Source organism: Pseudomonas trivialis (assembly GCF_001439805.1).
GTDB lineage: Bacteria > Pseudomonadota > Gammaproteobacteria > Pseudomonadales > Pseudomonadaceae > Aquipseudomonas > Aquipseudomonas trivialis.
The window spans coordinates 238,349-263,554 of record NZ_JYLK01000001.1; the positions used below are offsets into that span (position 1 = coordinate 238,349).

25 protein-coding genes are annotated in these 25,206 nt (G+C 60.2%); 17 read left to right on the plus strand and 8 right to left on the minus strand.

Going from position 1 to position 25,206, the window contains the following annotated elements; translation table 11 throughout:
• Positions 1-42: 42 nt before the first annotated feature.
• Positions 43-447, minus strand: a complete 405-nt coding sequence (locus TU79_RS01050; RefSeq protein ID WP_003176975.1) for an acyl-CoA thioesterase — start codon at positions 445-447, stop codon at positions 43-45.
• A 406-nt stretch (positions 448-853) separates the two neighbouring features.
• Between TU79_RS01050 and TU79_RS01055 the strand changes: the two genes are divergently transcribed.
• The 7 genes from TU79_RS01055 to TU79_RS01085 all read left to right on the plus strand — a co-directional run bounded on the left by TU79_RS01055 (position 854) and on the right by TU79_RS01085 (position 10,224).
• Positions 854-2,143, plus strand: a complete 1,290-nt coding sequence (locus tag TU79_RS01055) for an MFS transporter (protein ID WP_057006313.1) — start codon at positions 854-856, stop codon at positions 2,141-2,143.
• Between the two features lie 167 nt (positions 2,144-2,310).
• A complete protein-coding gene (locus TU79_RS01060) occupies positions 2,311-3,297 on the plus strand; it encodes a phosphate ABC transporter substrate-binding protein PstS (RefSeq protein WP_015886581.1) in 987 nt (328 codons plus the stop codon).
• Between the two features lie 402 nt (positions 3,298-3,699).
• Positions 3,700-5,733: an ABC transporter permease subunit gene (locus TU79_RS01065; protein WP_173670280.1), complete on the plus strand. Its 2,034-nt coding sequence runs from the start codon at positions 3,700-3,702 to the stop codon at positions 5,731-5,733.
• A gap of 15 nt (positions 5,734-5,748) precedes the next feature.
• Complete coding sequence (gene pstA / locus TU79_RS01070) at positions 5,749-7,419, plus strand: phosphate ABC transporter permease PstA (RefSeq protein ID WP_057006315.1); 1,671 nt, start codon at positions 5,749-5,751, stop codon at positions 7,417-7,419.
• A 72-nt stretch (positions 7,420-7,491) separates the two neighbouring features.
• The gene (gene pstB / locus TU79_RS01075; RefSeq protein WP_003231719.1) at positions 7,492-8,325 is read left to right on the plus strand and encodes a phosphate ABC transporter ATP-binding protein PstB; all 834 of its coding nucleotides are present in this window, start codon (positions 7,492-7,494) and stop codon (positions 8,323-8,325) included.
• A gap of 70 nt (positions 8,326-8,395) precedes the next feature.
• A complete protein-coding gene (gene phoU / locus TU79_RS01080) occupies positions 8,396-9,157 on the plus strand; it encodes a phosphate signaling complex protein PhoU (protein ID WP_057006316.1) in 762 nt (253 codons plus the stop codon).
• Between the two features lie 170 nt (positions 9,158-9,327).
• Complete coding sequence (locus tag TU79_RS01085) at positions 9,328-10,224, plus strand: response regulator (RefSeq protein WP_057006317.1); 897 nt, start codon at positions 9,328-9,330, stop codon at positions 10,222-10,224.
• A gap of 104 nt (positions 10,225-10,328) precedes the next feature.
• Here the strand turns inward: TU79_RS01085 and TU79_RS01090 are convergent, their stop codons facing one another.
• From TU79_RS01090 to phoB, 3 genes are all read right to left on the minus strand, one after another.
• Complete coding sequence (locus tag TU79_RS01090; RefSeq protein WP_057006318.1) at positions 10,329-11,669, minus strand: hemolysin family protein; 1,341 nt, start codon at positions 11,667-11,669, stop codon at positions 10,329-10,331.
• Positions 11,670-11,876: 207 nt separating this feature from the next.
• Entirely contained in the window at positions 11,877-13,163 is a 1,287-nt protein-coding gene (gene phoR, locus TU79_RS01095) for a phosphate regulon sensor histidine kinase PhoR (protein WP_231986906.1), read from the minus strand.
• Positions 13,164-13,241: 78 nt separating this feature from the next.
• Positions 13,242-13,931, minus strand: a complete 690-nt coding sequence (phoB, locus tag TU79_RS01100) for a phosphate regulon transcriptional regulator PhoB (RefSeq protein ID WP_003231714.1) — start codon at positions 13,929-13,931, stop codon at positions 13,242-13,244.
• Between the two features lie 155 nt (positions 13,932-14,086).
• Between phoB and TU79_RS01105 the strand changes: the two genes are divergently transcribed.
• On the plus strand, positions 14,087-14,464 hold the full coding sequence (locus tag TU79_RS01105; RefSeq protein ID WP_057006320.1) for a COG4315 family predicted lipoprotein: 378 nt from the start codon (positions 14,087-14,089) through the stop codon (positions 14,462-14,464).
• Between the two features lie 119 nt (positions 14,465-14,583).
• Here TU79_RS01105 and ubiA read toward each other — a convergent pair whose 3' ends face one another.
• Positions 14,584-15,474 (minus strand): 4-hydroxybenzoate octaprenyltransferase, encoded by an 891-nt coding sequence (ubiA, locus tag TU79_RS01110; protein WP_057006321.1) that lies wholly within the window; start codon positions 15,472-15,474, stop codon positions 14,584-14,586.
• A complete protein-coding gene (locus TU79_RS01115) occupies positions 15,474-16,037 on the minus strand; it encodes a chorismate--pyruvate lyase family protein (protein ID WP_057006322.1) in 564 nt (187 codons plus the stop codon). Before TU79_RS01115 ends, ubiA begins: the two co-directional genes overlap by 1 nt.
• Before the next feature lie 194 nt (positions 16,038-16,231).
• On the opposite strand from TU79_RS01115, the gene TU79_RS01120 reads away from it, so the two are divergent.
• From TU79_RS01120 to TU79_RS25925, 9 genes are all read left to right on the plus strand, one after another.
• Complete coding sequence (locus tag TU79_RS01120; protein ID WP_003213373.1) at positions 16,232-16,399, plus strand: rubredoxin; 168 nt, start codon at positions 16,232-16,234, stop codon at positions 16,397-16,399.
• 36 nt (positions 16,400-16,435) lie between these two features.
• On the plus strand, positions 16,436-17,584 hold the full coding sequence (locus TU79_RS01125) for an NAD(P)/FAD-dependent oxidoreductase (protein ID WP_057006323.1): 1,149 nt from the start codon (positions 16,436-16,438) through the stop codon (positions 17,582-17,584).
• 191 nt (positions 17,585-17,775) lie between these two features.
• On the plus strand, positions 17,776-18,051 hold the full coding sequence (locus tag TU79_RS01130) for an HU family DNA-binding protein (RefSeq protein ID WP_003213368.1): 276 nt from the start codon (positions 17,776-17,778) through the stop codon (positions 18,049-18,051).
• Between the two features lie 206 nt (positions 18,052-18,257).
• Positions 18,258-18,692 (plus strand): DUF1795 domain-containing protein, encoded by a 435-nt coding sequence (locus TU79_RS01135; protein WP_057006324.1) that lies wholly within the window; start codon positions 18,258-18,260, stop codon positions 18,690-18,692.
• 43 nt (positions 18,693-18,735) lie between these two features.
• Positions 18,736-19,989, plus strand: a complete 1,254-nt coding sequence (locus TU79_RS01140) for a PAAR domain-containing protein (protein WP_057006325.1) — start codon at positions 18,736-18,738, stop codon at positions 19,987-19,989.
• A gap of 8 nt (positions 19,990-19,997) precedes the next feature.
• Positions 19,998-20,261: a hypothetical protein gene (locus TU79_RS01145; RefSeq protein WP_057006326.1), complete on the plus strand. Its 264-nt coding sequence runs from the start codon at positions 19,998-20,000 to the stop codon at positions 20,259-20,261.
• A 30-nt stretch (positions 20,262-20,291) separates the two neighbouring features.
• Positions 20,292-20,531: a hypothetical protein gene (locus tag TU79_RS01150; RefSeq protein WP_331716187.1), complete on the plus strand. Its 240-nt coding sequence runs from the start codon at positions 20,292-20,294 to the stop codon at positions 20,529-20,531.
• A gap of 131 nt (positions 20,532-20,662) precedes the next feature.
• Entirely contained in the window at positions 20,663-21,931 is a 1,269-nt protein-coding gene (locus TU79_RS26705; protein WP_269457978.1) for a PAAR domain-containing protein, read from the plus strand.
• Entirely contained in the window at positions 21,928-22,377 is a 450-nt protein-coding gene (locus tag TU79_RS25925; RefSeq protein ID WP_139136744.1) for a hypothetical protein, read from the plus strand. Before TU79_RS26705 ends, TU79_RS25925 begins: the two co-directional genes overlap by 4 nt.
• Here TU79_RS25925 and TU79_RS01165 read toward each other — a convergent pair.
• Both TU79_RS01165 and TU79_RS01170 read right to left on the minus strand, forming a co-directional pair.
• On the minus strand, positions 22,374-22,925 hold the full coding sequence (locus TU79_RS01165) for an RNA 2'-phosphotransferase (RefSeq protein WP_057006328.1): 552 nt from the start codon (positions 22,923-22,925) through the stop codon (positions 22,374-22,376). The genes TU79_RS25925 and TU79_RS01165 overlap by 4 nt on opposite strands.
• A 239-nt stretch (positions 22,926-23,164) precedes the next feature.
• Positions 23,165-25,096 carry a type VI secretion system Vgr family protein gene (locus tag TU79_RS01170; protein ID WP_057006329.1) on the minus strand — a complete coding sequence of 644 codons (1,932 nt, stop codon included), beginning with the start codon at positions 25,094-25,096 and terminating at the stop codon, positions 23,165-23,167.
• Between the last annotated feature and the right edge of the window lie 110 nt (positions 25,097-25,206).

The following is a 25,206-nucleotide window of genomic DNA, read 5'->3' on the forward strand; positions in this document are numbered from 1 at the left end:
TGGCAGGCAATGGGGCAATGGACCGTCAAAACCGCGCGAGGTTTAACGCGCGCGCGAAGGCACCGAGCGGGTGCGACCACTGCCATCGATGGCGACGAACACGAAGACCGCCTCGGTCACCTTGCGCCATTCGCTGGACAACGGGTCGTCGCTCCACACTTCGACCATCATCTGGATCGAGCTGCGGCCGATTTCCAGGGCCTGGGTATAGAAGGACAACTGTGCGCCCACCGCCACCGGTACCAGGAAGGCCATGCGGTCAATCGCCACGGTGGCCACGCGCCCACCGGCGACCTTGCTGGCCATTGCCGTGCCGGCCAGGTCCATCTGTGCGACCAGCCAGCCGCCGAAGATATCGCCAAAACCGTTGGTTTCACGGGGGAGCGCGGTGATTTGCAGGGCGAGATCGCCTTGCGGGATTGGATCTTCTTGTTCGAGTTCGATCATGCCGAGGGTGCCTCTGACCCGTGACGCTTCATGGGTATTTCAAATGGATAGCCGTCTTGCGAAAAAACGTTTCAGCATCAACATACACCGCTCAATGCGTTTCTCGTAAGGCGTACTGAAGGGAAACTCTGCCAAATCGGCTGGATGGCACCCAACGGCGTTTTGGCACAGCAGCCCGTCAAGACTGCGGTTCTTGCACTTGCAAGGGCCGAGTATATCCACAGGTTGGCGTCACTACGACCTCCAGGGCCGCATTTGGTCGCTAATCAGGCGCTGTACGGCGGCTTTTGCGGGCAACTGTTCTCCTGGCGCTGTGCTTTTACAAGCGATTTGCTATCTTGCCAAGCCGCCGCCCGTCACGGCGTGCCGTTCTCACTACGCTGACTACTATAAGAGAAGCCTTGCCATGTCCTCCGTGCCCGCAAGCAGTGCGCCACCCTCGCGCCCGCTGACCCGCAACGACTACAAAACCCTGTCGCTGTCTGCCTTGGGCGGGGCGCTGGAGTTCTACGACTTCATCATCTTCGTGTTTTTCGCCACCGTGGTCGGAAAACTGTTCTTCCCTGTCGACATGCCCGAATGGCTGCGCATGATGCAGACCTTCGGCATCTTCGCTGCCGGCTATCTGGCACGCCCGCTGGGCGGCATCATCATGGCGCACTTCGGTGACCTGCTGGGCCGCAAGAAGATGTTTACCCTGAGCATCTTCATGATGGCCGTGCCGACTCTGATCATGGGCCTGCTGCCGACCTACGCGCAGATCGGCCTGTGGGCGCCGCTGTTATTGCTGTTGATGCGCGTCATCCAGGGCGCGGCCATTGGCGGCGAAGTGCCCGGCGCCTGGGTGTTCGTCTCCGAACACGTTCCGCCGCGCCACATCGGCTACGCCTGCGGCACCCTGACCAGCGGCCTCACCGCCGGCATCCTGTTGGGTTCGCTGGTGGCCACCGCCATCAACACGCTTTATAGCCCCGAGCAGGTCTCGGATTACGCCTGGCGCATCCCGTTCCTGCTGGGCGGGGTGTTCGGCCTGCTGTCGGTGTACCTGCGTCGCTGGCTGCATGAAACGCCGATCTTCGCCGAGATGCAGCAACGCAAGGCCTTGGCTGCCGAGCTGCCATTACGCGCGGTATTGCGCGACCACCGGGGCGCCATCGTGCTGTCGATGCTGCTGACCTGGTTGCTGTCGGCCGGCGTCGTGGTGGTTATCCTGATGACCCCGACCGTGCTGCAAACCGTCTACCACTTCAGCCCGACAGTTGCGCTGCAGGCCAACAGCCTGGCCATCGTGACCCTGAGCCTGGGTTGCATCGCTTCCGGCGCACTGGCCGACCGCTTCGGTGCCGGGCGCGTGCTGGTCAGCGGTTGCCTGCTGCTGCTGGCGACGTCGTGGACGCTGTACCACAGCCTCATCGAGCACCCGAACTGGCTCTTCCCGCTGTACACCCTGACCGGCCTGTTTGTCGGTGTGATCGGCGTGGTGCCTTACGTCATGGTCAAAGCCTTCCCGCCCGTGGTGCGTTTCAGCGGGTTGTCGTTTTCCTACAACGTGGCCTACGCCATCTTCGGCGGGCTGACGCCGCTGGCGGTGTCGTTGCTGATGAAGGAAAGCCCGATGGGCCCTGCCTACTATGTTGCCGCGCTGTGTGTGATGGGGACGCTGGTGGGCGGGTACCTGTGGAAGCGAGGACGCTGATTGATTTGTTCCCACGCTCTGCGTGGGACACCCCTCTGGGACGCTCAAGTCCCCTTGCCAGCGATAGTGGCCTTTCATCTAACTGTCATATTCTCGACATAGAGTGTTCACACGGCCTCTCGATACTTGGCCCCGATCCAACTATCCCTATCTGCTAGGAGCAAGGCATGAAACTGAAGCGTTTGATGGCGGCAATGACTTTTGTCGCTGCTGGCGTTGCGACCGCCAACGCGGTGGCCGCTGGTGTTGACCCGGCAATCCCGGCTTATGTTAAGACCACTGGTGTGTCGGGCAACCTGTCCAGCGTCGGTTCCGATACCCTGGCTAACCTGATGACCCTGTGGGCCGAGGGTTACAAGAAGGAATACCCGAACGTCAACATCCAGATTCAAGCTGCCGGCTCCGCCACCGCGCCACCTGCGCTGACTGAAGGCACCTCCAACCTGGGCCCGATGAGCCGCAAGATGAAGGACACCGAGCTGGCCGCCTTCGAGCAGAAGTACGGTTACAAGCCAACCGCTATCCCGGTGGCCGTGGATGCCCTGGCTGTGTTCGTGCACAAGGACAACCCGATCCAGCACCTGACCATGGAGCAGGTCGACGCGATCTTCTCCTCGACTCGCCTGTGCGGTGCCAAAGCCGACGTGAAAACCTGGGGCGACCTGGGTGTGACTGGCGACCTGGCCAACAAGCCGGTGCAGCTGTTCGGTCGTAACTCGGTATCCGGCACTTACGGCTACTTCAAGGAAGAAGCCCTGTGCAAAGGCGACTACAAGCCTAACGTCAACGAACAGCCGGGCTCGGCTTCGGTTGTGCAGTCGATCAGCTCTTCGCTCAACGGCATCGGTTACTCGGGCATCGGCTACAAGACCGCCAGCGTGAAAACCGTGGCCCTGGCCAAGAAAGGCAGCACGGACTTCATCGAAGACACCGAAGAAAACGCCCTGAACGGCAAGTACCCGCTGTCGCGTTTCCTCTACGTTTACGTCAACAAAGCCCCGAACAAGCCACTGGCACCGCTGGAAGCCGAGTTCGTGAAGCTTGTACTGTCGAAGCAGGGCCAGGAAGTTGTCGTGAAAGACGGCTACATCCCACTGCCAGCCAAAGTGGCCGCCAAGGCCCTGGCTGACCTGGGTCTGAAAGAAGGCAACTAAGCCCGTAAGACCGGGTGCAGCTGCACGCTTCTCTGTGGGAGCGGCCTGCACCCAAAATCCTTTTATCCGCTGCCAGCCCCGCTGCGCGGCGGATTTCCTGCGTCACCGCATTGTCATCTTTCTGTCATACAGGACCGCTAGGGTGTGCGCATGAATGATCTGGCCAATTCCACCATGACGACGACTTCCCCCCCCAAGCGCATTGATTTCAATACGCCTGAGCTGCAACGCAAGCGCCGCATCCGCGCGCTCAAGGACCGCCTGACCCGCTGGTACGTGCTGGTCGGTGGCCTCGCTGTCCTCGGCGCCATCACTCTGATTTTCTTCTTTCTTGCCTATGTAGTGGCACCGCTGTTCCAGGGCGCTTCGCTGACCAGGGAAGACGCACTCACCCCGGCCTGGATCCAGGACGCGGGCAAGCCGCTGATGATCTCCCTTGAGGAACAGAACCAGGTGGCCATGCGGGTTTCCGACAAGGGCCAGGCGCTGTTCTTTGACATCACCACCGGCGCAGAACTCAAGCGTGTCGACCTGCCGCTGCCGGCCGGTGCCAGCGTGGCGTCCATCGGTGAAGACCAGCCCGGCAGCCCGCTGGTGGTGCTCGGTCTGTCCAACGGTCAGTCTCTGGTGTTCCGCCACACCTATAAGGTGTCTTACCCGGACGGCAAGAAAACCATCAGCCCTGCCATCGAATACCCGTACGGCGAAACGCCCATCGTATTGGATGACGCCGGTCGCCCGCTGGAGCACGTGGCGCTCACCGCCACCGACTCTACGCTGGTGCTGGCCGGTTCCGCCGGCTCTTTCCTGAACGTGCTGTCCCTGAGCCGCGAAGAAAACATGATGACCGGCGAAGTCACCAGCGAGCAGCAGCGCATCGAGTTGCCGCAGATGACCGAGCCGGTAAAGGCAATCTTCATCGACCCGCGCCAGCAATGGCTGTACGTGATCAACGGTCGCGCCCTGGCCGATGTGTTCAGCCTGCGCGACAAGAACCTCAACGGTCGCTATAAATTGCTCGAAGACGGCAACGCCGAAATCACTGCCAGCACCCAGTTGGTGGGCGGTATCTCGCTGATCGTCGGCAACTCAAAGGGTGGCCTGGCCCAGTGGTTCATGGCCCGCGACCCGGATGGCGAGCAGCGTCTGAAGCAGATCCGCACCTTCCAGATGGGCACCTCGCCCATTGTGGAAATCAGCGCCGAAGAGCGTCGCAAGGGCTTCACCGCACTGGATGCGTCCGGCCAGTTCGGCGTGTTCCACAGCACCGCGCACCGCACTCTGCTGGTCGACCCGGTAGTCGACGGCCTGGGCGTGTACGGCCTGTCGCCGCGGGCCAACCGGGTGATCGTCGAGGCCGGTGGCAAGCTGCAGCCGTTGCTGCTCGACAACCCGCACCCCGAAGTTTCATGGAGCGCGCTGTGGAGCAAGGTCTGGTACGAGAACTACGACGAGCCCAAATACGTCTGGCAATCGACCGCCGCCAACACCGATTTCGAACCCAAGATGAGCCTCGCACCGTTGACCTTCGGCACCTTGAAGGCGGCGTTCTACGCCATGCTGCTGGCTGCACCGCTGGCGGTGGCTGCGGCGATCTACACCGCCTACTTCATGGCGCCGAGCCTGCGCCGCAAGGTCAAGCCGGTGATCGAGCTGATGGAAGCCATGCCAACGGTGATCCTCGGCTTCTTCGCCGGTCTGTTCCTCGCGCCGTATGTGGAGGGGCATCTGCCGGGGATTTTCAGCCTGCTGATGCTGCTGCCGATTGGCATCCTGGTGGCCGGTTTCGTGTTCAGCCGCCTGCCTGAGTCGATCCGCCTGCGGGTTCCCGATGGCTGGGAAAGCGCGATCCTGATCCCGGTGATCCTGTTTGTGGGCTGGCTGTCGCTGTACATGAGCCCGTACCTGGAAACCTGGTTCTTTGGCGGCGACATGCGCATGTGGATCTCCCACGACCTGGGCATTACCTACGACCAGCGCAACGCGCTGGTGGTGGGCCTGGCGATGGGTTTTGCGGTGATCCCGAACATCTATTCCATCGCCGAAGACGCCGTGTTCAGCGTGCCGCGCGGCCTGACTCTGGGCTCGCTGGCGCTGGGCGCCACGCCGTGGCAGACCATGACCCGCGTGGTGATCCTGACCGCCAGCCCGGGGATTTTCTCGGCGCTGATGATCGGCATGGGCCGCGCCGTGGGCGAGACCATGATCGTGCTGATGGCCACCGGCAACACCCCGGTGATGGAGATGAACCTGTTCGAAGGCCTGCGCACGCTGGCGGCCAACGTCGCGGTGGAAATGCCCGAGTCGGAAGTGGGCGGCAGTCACTACCGCGTGCTGTTCCTCTCGGCGCTGGTGCTGCTGCTGTTCACCTTCATCATGAACACCCTCGCCGAGCTGATTCGTCAGCGTCTGCGCAAGAAATACTCGTCGCTTTAAGAAAGGTAGAAGTCTGTGAAACAGAACTCCCTGAACGGATGGTTCAAGAGCGGCGCCCCCGGCGTCTGGATCAGCGGTGGCGCGGTGTCCATCGCGGTCATCATGACCCTGGGTTTGCTGGCCGTGATTGCGGTGCGTGGCCTGGGCCACTTCTGGCCGGCCGACCTGATCCAGGCCAACTACAACGTGCCGGGCCAGGAAAACCATATCGTCATCGGCGAAGTGGTGCAGAAGGAAGAAGTACCGCGCGAACGCCTGAAAAGCGCGGGCCTGCCGGTGCCCGATGCGGGCCCGGAGTTCATGACCCGCGAGCTGATCAAGGTCGGCAACCGCGACCTCAACGGCAATGACTTCACCTGGATCGTCGGCGAATGGTTGAAGGACCAGACCACCCCGAAGAGCCTGATGACCATCGAACGCCGTGAGTGGGGCAATTTCTACGGCACCCTGGTCAACGTCAAGCAGGACGGCAAGGTGATCGCCGAAGGCGAGGCTGCGTGGCCGGAGCTGCAGGCCCGCGTCGACCGCGTGAACGCGCTGGCCGCCCAGCTCAAAACCCTGGAGAAGTCCGACATTGGCGCGATCAACGCCGGTCTCGAACGCATCCGCCTGCACGGGCGCAAACTGGAACTGGAAGGCAAGCTCGACGCCGCCGCCCAGGCCGACATGGAGGCTGACCGCGCTGAGCTGAACGCGCGTTATCAGGATATCGAGGCGCGTCTGGCCGACCTGCACGCGCAGTTCAACCGCGATGCGCTGACGGCGCGCGACGGCAACGGCAAGGAAATTGAAATCGGCATCGGCAAGGTGGTGCACGCCTACCAGCCGAACGCCATGAGCACGCTGACCAAGATCGGCTTCTACTTCAGCAAGGTGTGGGAGTTTCTGAGCGATGACCCACGGGAGGCCAATACCGAGGGCGGGATCTTCCCGGCGATTTTCGGCACCGTGATGATGACGTTGATCATGGCGATGATCGTGACGCCGTTCGGCGTACTGGCGGCGGTGTACCTGCGCGAATACGCCAAGCAGAACACCCTGACGCGGGTTATCCGCATCGCCGTGAACAACCTGGCGGGCGTCCCGGCCATCGTCTATGGCGTGTTCGGCCTGGGCTTCTTCGTGTATGTGCTGGGTGGTTCGGTGGACCGCCTGTTCTTCGCCGAAGCCCTGCCGGCACCGACCTTCGGCACGCCGGGCCTGCTGTGGGCCTCGCTGACCCTGGCGCTGCTGGCGGTGCCGGTGGTGATCGTGGCCACCGAAGAAGGCCTGGCGCGCATTCCGCGCACCGTGCGTGAAGGCTCCCTGGCGCTGGGTGCAACCAAGGCGGAAACGCTGTGGAAGATCGTGCTGCCGATGGCCAGCCCGGCCATGATGACCGGCATGATCCTCGCCGTGGCCCGCGCGGCCGGCGAAGTGGCGCCGCTGATGCTGGTGGGTGTGGTGAAACTGGCGCCGTCGCTGCCGGTGGACGGCAACTACCCGTACTTGCACCTTGACCAGAAGATCATGCACCTGGGCTTCCATATCTACGACGTCGGCTTCCAGAGCCCCAACGTCGAAGCGGCACGCCCGCTGGTGTACGCCACTGCGCTGTTGCTGGTGCTGGTGATCGCCACGCTTAACCTGTCGGCGGTGTGGATCCGTAACCACCTGCGCGAGAAGTACAAAGCGCTGGATAGCTGATTTATAAGTGAATGCAGAATAAATGTGGGAGGGGGCAAGCCCCCTCCCACACAACAGCACAGGGAGCATCCCATGCAACACGAAACCCAATCCCATGGCATCAACATGTCTGCCCTGGGTCGCGACAAGCAGAGCCTGAGCCTGGCCCAGGAAACCGTGGCCATCGAAGTGCCTGGCCTGAGCCTGTACTACGGTGAAAAGCAGGCGCTGTTCGACGTCAGCATGAACATCCCCAAGCAGCGCGTGACCGCCTTCATCGGCCCGTCCGGCTGCGGCAAGTCCACATTGCTGCGCACCTTCAACCGCATGAACGACCTGGTGGACGGTTGCCGCGTGGAAGGCGCGATCAACCTCTACGGCACCAACATCTATCGCAAGGGCGAAGACGTGGCCGAGCTGCGTCGTCGCGTCGGCATGGTGTTCCAGAAGCCCAATCCGTTTCCCAAGACCATCTACGAAAACGTGGTGTACGGCCTGCGCATTCAGGGCATCAACAAGAAGCGCGTGCTCGACGAAGCCGTTGAGTGGGCGCTCAAGGGCGCGGCACTGTGGGACGAGGTCAAGGACCGCCTGCACGAATCGGCACTCGGCTTGTCCGGCGGCCAGCAGCAGCGTCTGGTGATCGCGCGTACCATCGCCGTGGAGCCGGAAGTGCTGCTGCTCGACGAACCCTGCTCGGCCCTCGACCCGATCTCCACGTTGAAAGTCGAAGAACTGATCTACGAACTCAAATCCAAATTCACCATCGTCATCGTGACCCACAACATGCAGCAGGCGGCACGGGTTTCCGACTACACCGCGTTCATGTACATGGGCAAGCTGGTGGAATTCGGCGACACCGACACCCTGTTCACCAATCCGGCGAAGAAGCAGACCGAGGACTACATCACCGGTCGCTACGGCTAGGAAGCTGTGGTTCCGATTGCACTGACGCTGCGGTTCTCCGCACCTTACCGGACGCTCCAAGGACGCCAACATGATTAGCAAAGAAGGCCTCACCCATCACATCTCCGCGCAGTTCAACGCCGAGCTTGAGGAAGTGCGCAGCCACCTCCTGGCGATGGGCGGGCTGGTGGAGAAGCAAGTCAACGATGCGGTCACCGCGCTGATCGAGGCCGACTCGGGCCTGGCCCAGCAAGTGCGCGAGATCGACGACCAGATCAACCAGATGGAACGCAACATCGACGAGGAATGCCTGCGCATTCTCGCCCGTCGCCAGCCGGCGGCCTCCGACCTGCGTCTGATCATCAGCATTTCCAAGTCGGTGATCGACCTGGAGCGCATCGGCGACGAAGCCACCAAGATCGCGCGCCGGGCCATCCAGCTGTGCGAAGAAGGCGAAGCGCCGCGCGGTTATGTGGAAGTGCGCCACATCGGCGACCAGGTGCGCAACATGGTGCGCGATGCCCTCGACGCATTTGCCCGGTTCGATGCTGATCTGGCGTTGTCGGTGGCGCAGTACGACAAGATCATCGACCGAGAATACAAGACGGCCCTGCGCGAGCTGGCCACCTATATGATGGAAGACCCGCGCTCTATCTCGCGGGTCCTGAATATAATCTGGGTGCTGCGTTCGCTGGAACGCATCGGCGATCACGCGCGCAATATCTCGGAACTGGTGATTTACCTGGTGCGCGGCACCGACGTACGGCACATGGGCCTCAAGCGCATGAAGGCTGAAGTTGAGGGCACTGCCGATCAAATGCCTAATGTTCCAGGCGAACCTGACGATAAGTAAGGTTGCCCGTGAAATTAACGCCCGGCCATTGGCCGGGCGTTTTCGTTTGGGGCCAGTTGAATGTTATTGCGCCAAAGACAAAATAAAGTCAGAACGTGATTGCAGAGTTTTGGCAAAATGCCATCAGTCAGGCGTGCTGCCAGCCAAGGTTTTTATAGGATGAAGGGTCGATGAGTAAAGTCAGTGTATTGGTGGTGGATGACGCCTCGTTTATTCGCGACCTGGTGAAGAAGTGCCTGCGCAATTACTTCCCGGGGATCAAGCTTGAAGACGCGGTAAACGGCAAAAAGGCGCAATCCATCCTGATGCGCGAAACCTACGACCTGGTGCTGTGCGACTGGGAAATGCCGGAGATGTCCGGCCTGGAGTTGCTGACCTGGTGCCGCGAACAGGAACACCTGAAGGCCATGCCCTTCGTGATGGTGACCAGCCGTGGTGACAAGGAGAACGTGGTGCAGGCGATCCAGGCCGGTGTTTCCGGCTACGTCAGCAAGCCGTTTACCAACGAGCAGTTGCTGAGCAAGGTGCGCCAGGCGCTGCACAAGGTTGGCCGCCTCGACGCGCTGATCGCCAGCGCACCGACCAGGATGAGCTCGGCCTTCGGCAACGATTCCCTGAGCGCGCTCACCGGCGGCAAGCCCGAAGCCATCAAGCCGGCCCCGGTGGCGGCGCCGAGCAAAGGCCTGCTCAACACCCCACCGCCGGCTGCCCCGGCCGCTTCGCCTGCCAGCGGTCGTGGTCAGGGCCAGTTGCGTCTGTCCAGCGGCACCCAGCAATGCGTGATCAAGGCCCTGAGCATCAAGGAGGCGCTGCTGGTGGTGCGTCGCGGCGAGGTGCTGCCCCAGGTGCTGGAAAGCGCCGTGCTCGACCTTGAGCAGGGCGACAACGCCGAAGTCGCGCGCCTCAACGGCTACCTGCACGCCATCGTCGCATTCGAACCCAGGCCCGACAGCGACTGGCTGCAACTGACCTTTCGGTTCATCGACCAGGACGCGCAGAAGCTCGACTACATCTCCCGCCTGATCGCGCGCGGCACGGCGCAGAAGCATTTTGTGCCGGGTGCCTGATCTTCCAATGTGGGAGGGGCTTGGTCTCTCTCATCATCAAGCGCCGCGCATGAGTATTTCCAGCCGACCACCTCTCTGTGGCAAGCCCGCTCGCCACACAAGATTCAATCCAGCATCACAACCTTGGCCAGCACGATCTTCGGCCCTTTCATCTTCTTGATGATGATCCGCAGGCCTTCCACCTCCAGCACTTCCTCTTCTTCCGGCACCCGTTTCAAGGTGTCGTAGATCAGGCCGGCCAGGGTTTCGGCTTCGATGTGGTCCAGGTCCACGCCCAGCAGGCGTTCGACCTTGAACAGCGGGGTGTCGCCGCGCACCAGCAGTTTGCCCGGCTGGTAGGCCAGGATGCCGCGCTCGGCCTTGCGGTGTTCGTCCTGGATATCGCCCACCAGCACTTCCAGCACGTCTTCCATGGTGAGGTAGCCGATGATGTTGCCGTCGGCTTCTTCCACCAGGGCGAAGTGCGCGCCGCCCTTGCGGAATTGCTCCAGCAGCTGCGACAACGGCATGTGCCGCGACACGCGCTCCAGCGGGCGGGTCAGCTCGGCCAGGTTGAACGACTCGGGGATGTGATCGAGCGCCGCCAGCTCCAGCAACAGGTCCTTGATATGCAGCAGGCCGACGAATTCATTGCGCTCGGCGTCATACACCGGGTAGCGACTGAATTTGTGCCGGCGAAACAGCGCGAGGATTTCCTTGAGCGGGGCATTGAAGTCCAGGGTCACCAGGTCTTCCCGGGAGTTGGCCCAGTCGACCACTTCCAGCTCGCCCATCTCCACGGCCGAGGCCAGTACGCGCATGCCCTGGTCGCTTGGGTCCTGGCCACGGCTTGAATGCAGGATCAGCTTGAGTTCTTCACGGCTGTAATGGTGCTCATGGTGCGGGCCAGGCTCGCCCTGGCCGGCGATACGCAGGATCGCGTTGGCGCTGGCGTTGAGCAGGTAGATCGCCGGGTACATCGCCCAGTAGAACAGGTAGAGCGGCACGGCCGTCCACAGCGACAGCAGCTCGGGCTTGCGAATCGCCCAGGATTTGGGCGCCAGCTCGCCGACCACGATGTGCAGGTAGGAAATCACAAAGAAGGCGGCAAAGAACGACACACCCTTGATCACTTCCGGCGATTCGACGCCTGCGGCACCCAGCAAGGGCTCGAGGATGTGCGCAAATGCCGGCTCACCGACCCAGCCGAGGCCGAGGGAGGCGAGGGTGATGCCCAACTGACAGGCCGACAGGTAGGCGTCGAGCTGGCTGTGTACGGTGCGCAGGATCTGCCCGCGCCAGCCGTTGGTGTGGGCGATGGCCTCCACCCGGGTGGAGCGCAGCTTGACCATGGCAAATTCCGCCGCAACGAAGAAACCGTTGAGCAGTACCAGGACCAGAGCAAAAAGAATCATGCCGAAATCGGCGAAGAGTGTGGCGAAGGTGATACCAGGGGAAGGGTCCATGATGGGGTTTTGCGGGTTCCGTGTGTTCAATAAGGGATGGCAGGCAGGCCCCGAAAGGCAGGCGCAAGGCGGCCAATGTAGCGGCTGGCGGGGCGCTTGCCTAGTACCCGCTGGCGCGCGGGCTCTGGAATAGCGCCTCCAGCGCAATACAACTCCAATGTGGGAGGGAGCAAGCCCCCTCCCACAGGGATCTACAGTGTTCTTGGATTACAGGTCGTCGTCGACCCTGGGTGAACGCGTCACCTGCGTTGGCGGAAAATGGCAGGTGAACGTGCTGCCATGCCCCAGCACGCTGCTGATTTCCAGGCGAGCGCGATGGCGTAGCAGCACATGCTTGACGATGGCCAGGCCCAGGCCCGTGCCGCCGGTGCTGGAATTGCGGCTGGAGTCGACACGGTAGAAGCGCTCGGTCAGGCGGGGCAGGTGTTTGGCGTCGATACCGATGCCGGAGTCCTGCACGCTCAGGTGCGCGCCGTGTTCGTCGGCCCACCAGCGGATGCGGATGTTGCCTTTGTCCTGGGTGTACTTCACGGCGTTGAACACCAGATTGGAAAACGCACTGCGCAACTCGCCTTCGCTGCCCTTGAGCAGGACCGACGGATCGGCCTCCAGGCTGATCTGCTGCCCGCGCTCGCCGGAGAGGGCCTGGGCGTCGTTCTTGATGGTGTGCAACAGGCTTTTCACCACCACCGGATGATTGTCCGAGGGGTAATCAGTGGCTTCCAGCTTGGCCAGCAACAGCAAATCGTTGAGCAGGGTCTGCATGCGCGAACCCTGCTGCTGCATCTGTTGCAGGGCGCGGGTCCAGCGTGGGTTGATCTCGTCGACGTTGTCCAGCAGCGTCTCCAGGTAGCCGCAGATCACCGTCAACGGCGTGCGCAATTCGTGGGAAACGTTGGCGACGAAGTCCTTGCGCATCTGTTCCATCTGGTGAATGCGCGTGACATCGCGCACCAGCATCAGGTGCTCATTGTTGCCGTAACGCGTCAGGTACAGCTGGATGCGCACCCGGTCGTTGGTGGGCGAGGGGATTTCCAGGGCTTCTTCGTAGTTGTCCTGCTCGAAGTATTCCTTGAAGCGCGGGTGGCGCACCAGGTTGGTGACCGGCTGGCCGCTGTCCTGGGGGGTCTTGAGGCCCAGCAGAGTCTCGGCGGCGCGGTTCCACCATTCCAGGTTGCCGTCGCTGTCGAGCATGATCACCGCATCCTTGAGCGCGGCGGTGGACTCCTGCACCCGGTCGATCACCGCCTGCAGGCGCCCGCGTACCCGCTGGTCGCGGCGTTGCAGGTGGTAGATGCTGTCGAACACCTCGCCCCACAGGCCGTAGCCGTCGGGGGGCGCTTCGTCGGGTTTGTGCTGGCGCAGCCATTCGTGCAGACGCAGCAATTGCTTGAGGGTCCAGCCCAGATACAGGGCAATGCCGACCGCCAGGCTCCAGCCGTAATAGCCACTGACCAGGCCCACCAGCAGGCAGGCGGTGATCAGCAGCAGCATGTGGCGGATCAGGGTGCCATGCCAGTTTTGATTCACTTGAACATGCGTCCTTGTCAGCGGTTAAGTCAGAGGCGGGGCTCAGCCCTTGGTGGAAAACCGATAGCCGGTACCGCGCACGGTTTGTACCAGATTCTCGTAGGCATCGCCCAAGGCTTTGCGCAGGCGGCGGATATGCACGTCCACGGTGCGCTCCTCCACGTACACATTGCCGCCCCACACCTGGTCCAGCAACTGGCCACGGGTGTAGGCGCGTTCCTGGTGCGTCATGAAGAACTGCAGCAAGCGGTATTCGGTGGGCCCCATCTCTGCCGGTGTGCCGTCGATGGTTACACGGTGGCTGATCGGGTCCAGGATAAGGCCGCCGACTTCGATTGGCGCTTCACCATCGGTCGGCCCGGCGCGGCGCAGTACGGCCTTCAGGCGCGCGACCAGCTCGCGTGGGGAAAACGGCTTGGTGATGTAGTCATCCGCGCCTACTTCCAGGCCCTGGATCTTGTTGTCCTCTTCGCCCTTGGCGGTGAGCATGATGATCGGGATGTCACCGGTCAGCTCGTCACGCTTGAGGCGGCGGGCCAGTTCGATGCCGGAGGTGCCGGGCAGCATCCAGTCCAGCAGGATCAGGTCCGGCTTGCGGTCGACAATAATGGCATGGGCCTGCTGGGAGTTTTCCGCCTCCAGGCAGTCGTAGCCGGCCATTTCCAACGCAACGGCGATCATCTCGCGGATGGGCGCTTCGTCGTCGACGATCAGAATGCTCCTGCCAACCATGCTCGAAAATCCTCTTGTCATTTAACTGTCTTGCGCCGCATTAGATAACGGAATTATTGCAGTCGTGTGACAGTAATTTCGCCGCCCGGGCAATTCACGGCACTCTGGACTACCCTTTGGGTCCGAATCCTGACAACCACAAGAGGAAGGTTCCGATGACGTACCGCACTGTTTCCTGGAAAGCCCTGCTGGTATCGGCTGCGCTGGCACTGCCTGGCCTGGCGTCCGCAGCAGAGCCTGCAATGACCAAAGACGGTTTGCTGGTGGACCACAAGGGCCTGACCCTCTACACCTTCGACAAGGATGCCGATGGCAAGTCAGCGTGCAAGGACCAGTGCGCAATCAACTGGCCGCCGCTGAAGGCGGAATCCACTGATACCAAGGCCGGCGACTGGACCGTCATCACCCGTGATGATCAGACCAGCCAGTGGGCCTACAAGGGCAAGCCGGTGTACACGTTCAAGGGCGACGCCAAGGCCGGGGAAAAGACCGGTGATGGCAAGGGCGGCGTCTGGCACGTCATCAAGCCTTGAGACTGCGCCGCTGGTGAGCGCATCGGGAGCAAGCCCCCTCCCACATTTGATCTGTGAATGCACTCAAATGTGGAAGGTGGCTTGCTCCCGATGGCCTCCGAACTGTCGCCGCAAACACCTCAGCGAGCCGCGTAATCCAGCACAATCCCCACAAAAATCGCCAACCCTGCCCAGTGGTTGTGCAAAAACGCCTTGAAGCATTTCATGCGGTCCCTGTCCCGCGTGTACCAGAACTCCCACACAAAACAGCCCGCCGCTGCCAGCAGCCCCAACTGGAACCAGCCGCCCAGTTCGAACCGCGCGCCGGCCAGCAGCAGGCACACCAGCGACAGGCCCTGCAGGGAGAGAATGATCACCCGATCGGCATCGCCAAACAGAATCGCCGTGGATTTCACCCCGATCTTCAAATCATCATCACGGTCGGTCATCGCGTAGTAGGTGTCATACCCCACCGTCCACAGCAGGTTGGCGATATACAGCAGCCACGCGGTGGCCGGCAGGTGGCCGGTTTCGGCGGTGAACGCCATCGGCATGCCCCAGGAGAAGGCCGCGCCCAGCACCACCTGCGGGTAATAGGTGTAGCGCTTCATGAACGGATAGCTTGCCGCCAGCGCCAGGCCGCCGAGGGACAGCAGGATGGTGCTGGCATTGGTCAGCAGCACCAGCAGGAAACTGACGCCCATCAGCAGCGCAAAAAATACCAGCGCCTCTTTCGAGGTGATCCTGCCGCTGACCAGCGGGCGTTGTTCGGTGCGTTTCACGTGGCCGTCGACCTTGCGGTCGGCCCAGTCGTTGATCACGCAGCCGCCCGCACGGGTGAGCACCACGCCCAGCACGAAAATCACGATATTGAGCAGCGAAGGCGAGCCCTTGCCGGCGATCCACAGCGCCCACAGTGTCGGCCACAGCAGCAGGTAGATGCCGATGGGCTTGTCCATGCGCGTTAATTGAATGAAATCCCAGGCCCTGGGGTTCAGGCGATTCAGGGACTTGAGCACACGTTGATACATCAGCAACTCTCCGGATGATCTTGCAGCACCTGCCAGAAGCCCGGCAGGAAAGTTTCCGCCACCAGCACGCTCAATGCCCCGCGATCAAAGCGCGAGCGGCGTGCCCACAGCCCGTCGGCCTGGTTCGCCTCGGGCAGCCACTGGCGTGGGTAATGGCAGACTTCAATGGCCTGGCGGGTAAACGCGTGGTCGCAGAACAACAACTCACCCAGCGAGCGGCTGCCCAGCGCGTCCATGTGCAAGCCGTCACCCTGCAACGCACTGCGCGACGCCACGCTGCGGGCGAATACCCACGGCTGGCCGTGGCCGCGCAGGTACACCTCGCGCACCCAGCCGAGCGTGGCCGGCGGCAGGCCCAGCGCCGCGCATTCGTCGTCCCGCAGCGCTTGCCAGCCTTCGACCAGCGGCGTCACGCTGAACGCGTCGTTGGACAACCCCGTCAGCCGCCGCGTAAGCGAGCCTTCGTCGAACAGCCAATCGAGGATCAGGGGCGCGGGTGTCGGGCGCAGAAGGCTCTGGGGCAGCCATTGGCAAGCATCGGAAAGCGCGGTTGAGTGCGGCACGGCGAGTCAGTATGGGCAGCAAAAGAGGCGCCGAGCTTACCATGGCGTCCCGACCTTTTGCCGCGCCGAACCGGCCGTTTGCGCCGAACGTGCTTGCATCCGGCGGCCCCTGTCAGTACAAAACGCCCTGAGCCGTGCGGCAATGCGAGATAAGGACCGCCGGCCAAAATGCCTGGACCCTGAGGAAGCAAGTAATGAAGAAGTGGCAATGTGTAGTCTGCGGCCTGATCTACGACGAAAAGGACGGCTGGCCGGATGACGGAATCGCGCCGGGCACCCTGTGGCAGGACGTCCCGGAAGACTGGCTGTGCCCGGACTGCGGCGTGGGCAAAATGGATTTCGAGATGATCGAAATCGGCTGATTCGAAGTTTGAGAAACGTATTACAAGGAGAAAGGAATGAACGCACCTGTCGTGATCATCGGCACAGGACTGGCCGGTTACAACGTGGCCCGGGAGTTTCGCAAGCTCGACAGCGACACGCCTTTGCTGCTGATCACCGCCGATGACGGGCGCTCCTACTCCAAGCCCATGCTCTCCACCGGCTTTGGCAAGAACAAGGAGGCCGATGGGTTGAGCATGGCTGAACCGGGCGCCATGGCCGAGCAACTCAAGGCCGAAGTGCGCACCCACACCCGCATCAGCGGCATTGACCCCGGCCACAAGCGCCTGTGGATCGGCGAGGAAGCGGTGACCTACCGCGACCTGATCCTGGCCTGGGGCGCCGAAACCATACGCGTGCCAGTCGAAGGCGATGCGGCTGAGCTGATTTTCCCGATCAACGACCTCGAAGACTACGCCCGCTTTCGCGCCGCCGCTGCGGGCAAACGCCGCGTGCTGGTGCTCGGCGCAGGCCTGATCGGTTGCGAGTTCGCCAACGACCTGATCCTCGGCGGCTATGAAATCGACCTGGTGGCGCCGTGCGAACACGTCATGCCGACCCTGCTGCACCCGGCGGCGGCCGCAGCGGTACAGGCCGGCCTGGAAGGCCTGGGCGCGCGTTTCCACCTGGGCCCGGTGCTCAATCGCCTGCAACGCACGGCGGATGGTCTTGAGGCCCATTTGTCGGACGGCAAGGTGATCCCGTGCGACCTGGTGGTCTCGGCCATTGGCCTGCGCCCGCGCGTCGACCTCGCCGCCGCCGCCGGCCTGCAGATCAACCGAGGGATCATGGTGGACCGCCACCTCAAGACCTCCCATGCCAATATCTACGCCCTGGGCGACTGCGCCGAGGTCGATGGCCTGAACCTGCTGTACGTGATGCCCCTCATGACCTGCGCCCGCGCCCTGGCCCAAACCCTGGCCGGCAATGCCACGGCGGTCAGCTACGGGCCAATGCCGGTTACGGTGAAAACCCCGGTTTGCCCACTGGTGGTGTCGCCACCGCCACGCGGCACCGAAGGCGTGTGGAGCGTCGAAGGCGAGGGCGCCAACATCAAGGCCCTGTGCCGCGACGCCAGTGGCCGCCTGCTGGGTTACGCGCTAACCGGCAGCGCCGTGATGGAAAAACTGGCGCTCAACAAGGAACTCCCGCCTTTGCTGGCGTAAATGCCTGTCGTTCTGTCGGAATAAGCACGTTTTTGCCCAGAGAAAGGTCGCCGCGAGGCTGGCGCGGCGTCTGTGGGCATGCCATCCTCACTCCCGTCTGCCGCAGAGTAGAGCCTGCGGCGCTTTGGGCGCCGTTCCGCCAGAGAGTGGCACGGACATAACAACAAAAAACCGTCAAAGAGGCTTCATCCATGCGTAAACCAGAACTCGCAGCCGCCATCGCTGAAAAAGCGGACCTGACCAAAGAACAGGCCAACCGCGTGCTCAACGCCGTCCTCGAAGAAATCACCGGCGCCCTGCACCGCAAGGACAGCGTCACCCTCGTTGGTTTCGGCACCTTCCTGCAACGCCACCGCGGCGCCCGCACCGGCAAAAACCCGCAGACCGGCGAGCCGGTGAAAATCAAGGCGAGCAACACCGTGGCGTTCAAGCCGGGCAAGTCGTTGAAGGACAGTGTTAACCCGTAACGGGCAGTACTGCCTCGAAGGGAGGCGGGGTGGTACGAAAAAAAATGGGCACGCCGATTGGGTCGGGTGCCCATTTTTTGTGTGAGGTCTCAGCGCTAAGGCAGTAATGCCCACTCAGCGCTATCTCCCTCGGCTTGATTATTGTGGTGCATTACCTGAGTATCTACGCTTCCTCGCCTCACCCACCTCCATGGTAAGCGATCACTGTGACCCTCTACAGAATTCAAGAAGCGGACCTCGATATCCCTGATTCCTGGCAGGACCAGAGTATCAATATCTTCAAGCTGCCGGCCGTTGGCGGCGCCAAGGAAGCCAGTTTTGTCATCAGTCGTGATGCCTCCCAAGGCGACGCGATCTTTGCGGATTACATCGACAAGCAGGTGAAGAGCGCAGAGCAGCAATTGCCTGAGTTCAAGCTGGTCCAGCGGTGGGATACGGTACTGCATGAACATGCCGCCACACTGCTGGATTACACCTGGAAGCGTGAAGGGCGCGAACTGATGTTGCGCCAGATGTTCATCGAACGAAAACCGGCTGTGCTGATCACCACATTGACGACCACACCGGGTGACCTGATTCATCACGAGACCGCTTGGAAAATCGCCATGAGCAGCCTCAGGCCCCTGGTATCAGGCACCTGATTCGCACACGGCATCGGTTTAACCAATACAGTAGATAGACGCAATGGATGCGCAAGCAGCGGCCCGCTTGGGTGATGACATAGCCCACGGATTTGGCGTGGCTGCAATGCTGGCGGGCGCAGTGGCAGGTGCATTGATTGGTGCTGCGGTCATCGCAGCGACAGTTGCCACGGGCGGACTGGCAGTGGCAATCATGGCCGGCTCCGTTGCGGCGGGCGGGCTGTCTATGTTCCAGGTCGTCAAGGGCCTGAGTACCCTCTTCACTCTGCCTGAGCCCACGACGGGCAAGCTGGTGATGGGCAGTTTCAACGTCTATATCAACGGCCTCAATGCGATGCGCGCCGGTGAAGACATTGCCTCATCCTGCAGTGGGCTGCCGATGAATCATCCTGTGTGGCCCTTTCCGGTTTTGATCGCCGAAGGCAGCGCCACCGTGTTTATCAATGGCAAGCCGGCGGCACGCCTTCACAGCAAAATGGTATGCGGTGCCCATATCAAGAGTGGCAGCCCTGATACCTTTATCGGTGGACCAACCGTCTCGGTAGCCTTTGTGTTGGATATCGAGGGGTGGATGCATACCGGGTTGGAGTTTGTGGGGTTGTTGGCGGCCGGAGTTGCATTGGTTGCGGCGGCTATGGTCGGCCTGGCGGTACTTGCTGAATTTGTTGTTGTTGGTGCGGCGGTTTTGGGAGGGATGACACTCCTTGGCGATCTGGGTGACCGGCTTGGGCCAGGCTATCGGGATCTGTTGCAGGGAGTCGCTGGGATGGCGATGCTTGGGCTGAGTCCCAGGATGGCAAGGTTGGCGACGCCTAAGTACAAACTGGGCGTGACTGAGGCGGACATTCTTGCGATGCCAAAGGGCTCCCGGCCGGCGGCGGATAACTATCTATCGCCTAAGTACATCAGTGAGCATTTGGCACAGTTCGACAAAGGAGCGTCGCGTTTTATGACGAAATCCAATCTCGACAAGTACGGGATTGCGCAAAAAGATGGCACCTCTTTCATCATGCCCAAGCACGAGGCCGATCAATTGGTGGCAAATGCCAAGGGTGATCCGAGAGCCTTGGAGCAAGCGCTCGGGCTTCCTGAGAATACGCTGGACAACCACAGTCTGGTCCGTATCGACATCCCTGCTCCCAAAGACTTGAACCTGCGTATCCCCTCAGGAAACGAGGCGGGGGCAAATGATCTTTGGATTCCAGGCGGTAAATTGCCTACGGGCAGTAGCGAGGCCGTTATCGATGCGGGCAGTATTTCACCTGCGGACTTTACGTGGACACCATTAGGGCCTTAGAGACAATCATGAAATTTCAGGATGTTTTTGTAAGTCGCGAGCACATGTTTTCCTTGGGTATCGAGCAGGACTCCGGTCGCTTTTACGTATCCATACCGGTCAGTAATGGTATGGCGGACTACGAGGAATACTATGAAGTTGATCGGGCGACATTTGACTTGTTTAGTCGTGACCCGAACCTCGCGTTACCGTTTGTTATCCGCTGCCGAAAACGTGAGTTGGATGAGCTTTTGATGATCCCGCCGGGCACGAATCGGGGTACAGCAATATGATTTTCCGATACGACGTCAATAAGATGACCCTTGGCTAAGTACCACAAAGCGCTGCAATGTTTTTTCTGCGACCTGATCGACTGTACAGGCGCCGTGGCATTGGCCCTTCAGAAACAGTTGGAAAGCAACAAGACGGCCCTTGTCATCGATACTCGTTGGGCGGGCGCTGTGTGGAATAGCCAGAACGGTCTGGGGGCTCCGTTGATGCGTACTGCGCGGGTGGTTCGGGACAAACTGGGTGGTCGCGACTTCGTCCCCGCCACTATCTGATGATGCGAATGACCGCGAAAGCTGCAGGGGCCTAATCAGGATGCTTGTCCCTGCTTTTGACTCGCCTTATTGTGACGCTGGACCGTAGAGCTTTTTACCCAGTCCTCATGCCACAAGGAGAGAGGTAGGCGATGGATGCGCAAGCGGCAGCTCGTCTAGGCGATGAAGTAGCCCATGGCTTTGGCGTCGCTGCAATGCTCGCCGGGGCTGTTGCTGGCGCTTTGATTGGCGCCGCAGTCATCGCCGCTACCGTTGCTACCGGCGGGCTGGCGGTGGTGATCATGGCAGGCGCGATTGCTGCCGGTGGTCTGTCGATGTTTCAGATCGTCAAAGGCCTGAGTACGATCTTCAACTTGCCCGAACCCACGACGGGCAAGCTGGTGATGGGCAGTTTGAATGTCTATATAAATGGCCTCAATGCGATGAGAGCCGGGGAGGACATTGCGGCGTCCTGTACGGGATTGCCGATGAATCACCCTCTTTGGCCATTTCCAGTATTAATTGCCGAAGGCAGTGCCACGGTCTTTATCAACGGCAAGCCAGCAGCACGTCTTCACAGCAAGATGGTCTGTGGCGCGCATGTCAAGAGCGGCAGTCCTGATACGTTTATTGGCGGCCCGACGGTATCGGTAGCGTTCGTCCTCGATATCGAAGGTTGGATGCACACAGGGTTGGAAACTCTCGGAATGCTTGCGGCGGGAGGCGCGCTGATTCTCGCAGGCATGGCTGGCTTGGCGGTTCTTGCAGAGTTTGTTGTTGTCGGTGGTCTGGTTTTGGGCGGCATGGCTATCCTGGGTGATCTGGGTGACAGGTTGGGCCCGGGTTATCGAGATCTGTTACAAGGCGTCGCGGGCATGGCGCTATTGGGATTGGGCGCCAAGCTTGCGAAACCTAAAGCAGCGCCGGCGCTTAAAGCCGAACCTCAGACGCCGTTGCCCAAAAATTTGGAAGAGGGTCCTGTGAAGGTGCCCGATGTAAAAGGTGCGGGTACCCTTGCTAATGCAGAGCGAGGAGCGTTAACAGAAGCAAACTTTGCTCAAAATAAAATCAAGTCTGATCGTTCCTTTAGCGAAGAGGGGCAAAAGGTATACTCAGAACTTGCTGGCACGCCGGTCAAGACCGTCGATGACTTAGCCGGTGCGTTGAGGGCTGGGACCATTAAGCCTAGTCAGCTTCCCATTGATTATGTAGATATGAATGGGACTCGCCTTATTTTGAATACGCGAACGTCGACCGCACTGGAGCAGGCAGGTATCCCACGAGGTGAGTGGTATGGGCGAAATCAGACAGGTGTTGAAGCTTATCCAGGTACCACATTCAATGATTTGGCAGCAGATCAGTTGAAAAATAACAAATTACCGCCGACAGGCGCAGAAAAATTAAAATCGGTACGACCATGAAAATAAGTCAGCCAACACTAATAGTGGATCCCTATGAGTGGCTACCAGGCTATGGTGAGTCACGCGTATCATTTCGCTCCGTTGGCCCGGACGTCATAGTGGATGTTGAGTATGAGAAAGAGATCGTAGTTGATGGCGAAGAGGTCACCCTGGCTGTAAGTCGGAAGGTTGTATTCAAATCGGTGCGATGCTTTATTCGGGAGCCGTTCCCTGGAGGGGGGGCTATTTTCGAGTTTGAGGGTAATCCAGGTGAATTTCGGCCGGGGAAGTTGACAGAATTTAAAGAATCCGAATGGCTGAGAGATAACTTGAAAGTATGGCGCTCCGTGTCGAGTCATGAACCGCCGAAATTGAGGCATTTCAGTATTCAGTTTTTGTCAGAAAATATTATTTTCCATGTGCTGGCTGCGGATGTATTTTTGTCGGATGAAGTGTCTGACAGTTAATTTTGTTTTGAAATGAAATCAACGGGAACCGCTTCAGTTAACCAAACACTGTTTTCAGCTTGAAAAAATTTAAATCCCTGTTGGTACATCCGCAGGGATTCAATCTTCAGAACCACCGGCTTGCCGTAGCGCTGTCCTACAGCAATCGCTGTTAGAGTCTCTTGCGACAGGTGCACATGGTGGCGTGAACCTGCAATCAATCCTTGCTGAAGAATAGACTCAAGAAAGCGTGTTGCGGTGCCATGGTAGAGGAATTCCGGCGGCTCTTTCTCTATGTGTTGGAGGTTTACGTCGGGTGCTGAATGCCCTTGTACGGCTCGAATACGCAGGCCATCGTCGGAGAGGGAAAAACGTTTTTTGTCACTGTTATTTACTACAGACTGAATGATCGCCCGATCCAGTACACGGCCTTCTTTCGCTGCGCCGGTTATCAGCGAGTTAATATCTGTCCAGCCTTCTGCATCGAGTTGTAATCCGATAGTTTGAGGCTCATGACGCAAGACGAAGCTCAGGAATTTACTTGTTTCGTTCAGTTGTTTTTTGTTCATGATTGCCCTGCATGAATTTGTCGGTTTTCAGGATTCAATTGCCATTTTTTACTGACTGAAAAATTCCACTTTCTTCACTGATCGCCTTGGCCGTTGCCTGAGCGATCAGGCCTTGAGCATCGGCGCCGCACATTTCTGCTGTCTCGCCATTAACGTGCTCCAGATCTTACCGCCGCTGGGTAAAAATAATAGTGTTGAGGTGCGGTACTTCTGATGTGGTTGATCCATTCACCGAGCTATCAGCTTTTGGGAAAGAAGGCTTTCACTGCGGCATCAATAACGCTTTTGATACCTTTGCCCTTGTTATCAACGGCACAGGCATTGCCCGCGTTGAGGTCCAGTCGGCCGCCGGTATCGATATTGCCGTTACCACTGGCGTAGATATTGAACGCGGTACCCGAGATGTTGATCTCGCCACTGGCGTTGAACTCCAGCACACTTTTTCCACAGACCAACCGAATTTGCGAGCCTGCCTCGATCAGGTATTGGGTGTTGATGCTGTCGCTCTTGGCTCCGCCAACATGCAAAGCATCATTGGCCAACACCGCACGCAGGCGGTCATTGCCGATCCTGATCGTCTCGTTGTGATCCACAGTGCTATTGCGGTCGTGGCCAACCCAATGACCTTCGTCATTTTCTACGGCGATATCCTGATTACGCTCTGCGTGGATATAGAGTTGTTCGGCTCCTTTTTTGTCCTCCATGCGTATTTCGTTGAAGTTGGCGGGTGAGCCACCCTTGCTGGAGCGGCTTTTCATACCGCTTTGCGTGGCATTTTCGGGCAGTTTGTAAGGCACCGTCTGCTCGGCGTTGTACACCCGCCCGGTGATGATCGGGCGGTCCGGGTCACCTTCCAGAAAGCTCACGATCACTTCCTGGCCGATGCGTGGAATCTGCATCGAGCCCCAGTTCTTGCCGGCCCAGGACTGCGACACCCGAATCCAGCACGAGCTGTTCTCGTTGGACTGGTCGTGACGGTCCCAGTAAAAGTGCACCTTCACGCGGCCGTACTGGTCGGTCCAGATTTCCTCGCCCTTGGGGCCGACCACCAGCGCCGTCTGCGGGCCTTTGACGATGGGTCGATGGGTGTTGGCCAGCGGGCGGAAGCTCTGCTGGGCGTCGATGCAGGTCAGGCTGCTTTCGAATTGCGCCGAACCCGAGCCGCCGCCGCTTTCCAGGCGTTCCTGGGTGATGTAATAGCGGCAGCCGACGATCAGGTATTCGCGGTTCTGGTCCTGGCGGCTGAAGCCAGTGAGGCTGAACAGATGGCCTGAGCCCAGGCCACGGGCATTGCCGGCGAACTCAATCTGCTCGTGCAGGGTTTGCAGCGCCTCGATGCGGGTGCGCGCATAGTGTTCGCCATCGGCGCTTTGCACGTAAGTGCCGGGGTAGTCGTACAACGGGTAGTCGCCGGCGGCGTGCGGGCGCGGCATGGCCGAACGCACGTCGATGCTGGCGCTGGGGCGCTGGAAGTCGTAGTCGTTAAGCTCCAGCGAGCCCGGCTGCACTTCCTGGGCGAGGTGCCAGTTGTGCATGTGGTCGCGCTCGCGCTGCTGCTCGTCTTTGGGGTAGTACGGAATCGATGCGTAGCCGGGCACCGTGGTGTGGGCGCCATAGGCGTCGGCCAGCACCAGCACGTGGCGGTCCTGTTCATGGCGGAAGAAATAGTAGATCCCTTCCTGTTCCATCAGGCGGCTGACGAAATCAAAGCTGGTCTCGCGGTACTGCACGCAGTATTCCCACTCGCGGTACGGCCGGCTCAGGGCGTCTTCGAAGTCGGAAAAACCCAGGTCGCGAAACACCTGCTTGATGATCTGCGGGATGCTCAGGTTCTGGAAAATCCGGCAGTCCGAGGTTCGGCTCAGCAGCCAGAACCATGGACGCAACGTCACCTGGTAACTGGCGAACTGGCCTTGGTCGATGTTCTGGCTGCAGCGCGCGACGATGCCGTGGAAGTGCCGCTCACCGCCGTCCGCCAGTTGCACGCCCACGCTCATCGGTTTGCCGAGCAACTGGTTGAGGTCGATGTTGGCGTCCAGTGACGTCAGTTGCAGCTCATAGTTGAACAGCCTTCCCAGCTCTTCACCGCCGCCCATTTCATTGAGCAGCAGCACATCCGGCCCGAGGGGGCTGGTGATCCTGGCCAGGCGTGAGGCTTGGTTGAATAGCATCGGTTGTCCTGTAATGACTGAATAACTGAAGAAACCGGATCAAATGTGGGGGGGCTTGCTCCCGATTGCAGTGCGTCAGCTGATACATGGAGTGACTGATTCATCGCTAT

Bases quoted from the DNA above. Each gene is read 5' to 3' on its own strand.
- TU79_RS01050 (WP_003176975.1), bottom strand. From the start codon at position 447: ATGATCGAACTCGAACAAGAAGATCCAATCCCGCAAGGCGATCTCGCC.
- TU79_RS01055 (WP_057006313.1), top strand. From the start codon at position 854: ATGTCCTCCGTGCCCGCAAGCAGTGCGCCACCCTCGCGCCCGCTGACC.
- pstB (WP_003231719.1), top strand. From the start codon at position 7,492: ATGCAACACGAAACCCAATCCCATGGCATCAACATGTCTGCCCTGGGT.
- ubiA (WP_057006321.1), bottom strand. From the start codon at position 15,474: ATGTATCAACGTGTGCTCAAGTCCCTGAATCGCCTGAACCCCAGGGCC.
- TU79_RS01120 (WP_003213373.1), top strand. From the start codon at position 16,232: ATGAAGAAGTGGCAATGTGTAGTCTGCGGCCTGATCTACGACGAAAAG.
- TU79_RS01145 (WP_057006326.1), top strand. From the start codon at position 19,998: ATGAAATTTCAGGATGTTTTTGTAAGTCGCGAGCACATGTTTTCCTTG.
- TU79_RS01090 (WP_057006318.1), bottom strand. From the start codon at position 11,669: ATGGACCCTTCCCCTGGTATCACCTTCGCCACACTCTTCGCCGATTTC.
- phoB (WP_003231714.1), bottom strand. From the start codon at position 13,931: ATGGTTGGCAGGAGCATTCTGATCGTCGACGACGAAGCGCCCATCCGC.
- TU79_RS01125 (WP_057006323.1), top strand. From the start codon at position 16,436: ATGAACGCACCTGTCGTGATCATCGGCACAGGACTGGCCGGTTACAAC.
- TU79_RS25925 (WP_139136744.1), top strand. From the start codon at position 21,928: ATGAAAATAAGTCAGCCAACACTAATAGTGGATCCCTATGAGTGGCTA.
- phoU (WP_057006316.1), top strand. From the start codon at position 8,396: ATGATTAGCAAAGAAGGCCTCACCCATCACATCTCCGCGCAGTTCAAC.
- TU79_RS01105 (WP_057006320.1), top strand. From the start codon at position 14,087: ATGACGTACCGCACTGTTTCCTGGAAAGCCCTGCTGGTATCGGCTGCG.
- TU79_RS01140 (WP_057006325.1), top strand. From the start codon at position 18,736: ATGGATGCGCAAGCAGCGGCCCGCTTGGGTGATGACATAGCCCACGGA.
- TU79_RS01060 (WP_015886581.1), top strand. From the start codon at position 2,311: ATGAAACTGAAGCGTTTGATGGCGGCAATGACTTTTGTCGCTGCTGGC.
- TU79_RS01085 (WP_057006317.1), top strand. From the start codon at position 9,328: ATGAGTAAAGTCAGTGTATTGGTGGTGGATGACGCCTCGTTTATTCGC.
- TU79_RS01130 (WP_003213368.1), top strand. From the start codon at position 17,776: ATGCGTAAACCAGAACTCGCAGCCGCCATCGCTGAAAAAGCGGACCTG.
- TU79_RS01170 (WP_057006329.1), bottom strand. From the start codon at position 25,096: ATGCTATTCAACCAAGCCTCACGCCTGGCCAGGATCACCAGCCCCCTC.
- phoR (WP_231986906.1), bottom strand. From the start codon at position 13,163: ATGCTGCTGCTGATCACCGCCTGCCTGCTGGTGGGCCTGGTCAGTGGC.
- TU79_RS01165 (WP_057006328.1), bottom strand. From the start codon at position 22,925: ATGAACAAAAAACAACTGAACGAAACAAGTAAATTCCTGAGCTTCGTC.
- TU79_RS26705 (WP_269457978.1), top strand. From the start codon at position 20,663: ATGGATGCGCAAGCGGCAGCTCGTCTAGGCGATGAAGTAGCCCATGGC.